We start from the raw sequence: 994 nt of genomic DNA, 5'->3' as shown, positions 1-994 counted from the left end.
GGATTGAAAAAATCAACTGTTTCATCACAAACAATTACAGCATCTACGTTTGCTCCATCTCCAGTTCTTAAAACTGCACCAAGATTTCCAGGCTTTTCTACCGCTTCCAAAACAACAACCAATGCATTTTCTGGTAATTGTAAATCTGTCAATGTCGAAGATTTCGTGTTATAGACACCAATAATTCCGCCTGTCGATTTTCTATACGCAAGCTTCTCAAAAACTTGTTTGGTAATTGTAAATACTTTTGCTTGTCCAAAATCTATTGATTTGTTATAAATATCTTCGCAAATATAAATTTCAACCGCTTCGTAACCACCTTTTACAGCCAATTCATTTTCTTGTGTTCCTTCCACAATAAATAAACCTTGATTTTTACGTTCTCTTGATTTTTCTTGCAATTTCAGCAAGTTTTTAATCCTTGGATTCTGAAGACTCTCTATTAACATTTTGCAAAATTAATTCTTTTTCAGTCAAAAAAATATAGAATTTTCATTTAACATTTTTATCAGTTAAAAAACTCATTTTCAATCATATTTAATTTATATTCAGTATAAACTTATATTTTTTGTACCTTTGCACCTTAAAATCAGAATTTTCGTATGACCAAAGATGGAAAAATGGAGTTGATGGCTCCTGCTGGGAATTTCGAATCGTTACAAGCAGCTTTAGATAATGGAGCTGATTCTGTATATTTCGGAGTTGAGCAGTTGAATATGCGTGCGAGAGCATCAATAAACTTTACAATGGACGATTTACCAGAAATCGTAAAACGTTGTGAGGAAAAAGGTGTGCGTTCTTACCTTACTTTAAATACAATTATATACGATCACGATTTATCTTTAATCAAAAACTTGTTGGACAAAGCAAAAGAAGCGAAAATTACCGCTGTTATTGCGATGGATCAATCTGTTATTGCCTATGCAAGACAAATTGGGATTGAGATTCATATTTCGACACAAATTAACGTTACGAATATCGAAACAGTAAAATT

Annotated in this window: 1 protein-coding gene and 1 pseudogene; one reads left to right on the top strand and one right to left on the bottom strand. The window is 32.2% G+C overall.

The annotated features are described in order from the left end of the window. Positions 1 to 449 (bottom strand): annotated as a pseudogene (locus N5D46_RS14690) (RNA methyltransferase); the annotation flags it as partial. A 153-nt stretch (positions 450 to 602) separates the two neighbouring features. Here N5D46_RS14690 and N5D46_RS14685 point away from each other — a divergent pair. Next, positions 603 to 994 (top strand): U32 family peptidase (locus N5D46_RS14685; protein ID WP_280050444.1); only part of this gene is annotated, 392 nt, incomplete at its 3' end.

The sequence above is a fragment of the Empedobacter sp. GD03865 genome (assembly GCF_029840775.1).
Classification (GTDB): domain Bacteria; phylum Bacteroidota; class Bacteroidia; order Flavobacteriales; family Weeksellaceae; genus Empedobacter; species Empedobacter falsenii_B.
This window is presented reverse-complemented; position numbering and strand designations above follow the sequence as displayed.